General features: G+C 71.6%; 1 protein-coding gene. It reads left to right on the plus strand.

The window, feature by feature from the left end; translation table 11 throughout:
* Nucleotides 1-20: 20 nt before the first annotated feature.
* Nucleotides 21-338, plus strand: a 318-nt coding sequence (locus tag IEY93_RS39140; RefSeq protein WP_229691812.1) for an acyl carrier protein, incomplete at its 3' end; no start/stop codon positions are given.

Consider the following 338-nt stretch of genomic DNA (forward strand, 5'->3'; position numbering starts at 1 on the left):
GTGGCGGTATGGCGGGTGGGTTGGGTGAGGTTGATCTGCGTCGGATGGAGCGGGCGGGGGTGAGGCCGCTGTCGGTGACGGAAGGGCTCGCCCTGTTCGACGCCGGCGTGACGTCTGATGAAGCGGTGCTCGTCCCGGCGCGGCTCACGCAGGCCCGATCGGCGGCTCGTGCTCTGGCACGGCGTGCCGGCGCTGCCGGTGGCCTGGAGGAGCGGCTGGCGGTGCTGGATGCGGGTGAGCGGTTGTCGGTGCTGTCGGATCTGGTGCGGGGTGAGGTCGCGGGGGTGCTGGGGTTCGCCGATGGTTCGGCGGTGGATGTGCGGCGGCAGTTCCAGGAT

It is taken from the genome of Sphaerisporangium melleum (genome assembly GCF_014646695.1).
Lineage (GTDB): Bacteria > Actinomycetota > Actinomycetes > Streptosporangiales > Streptosporangiaceae > Sphaerisporangium > Sphaerisporangium melleum.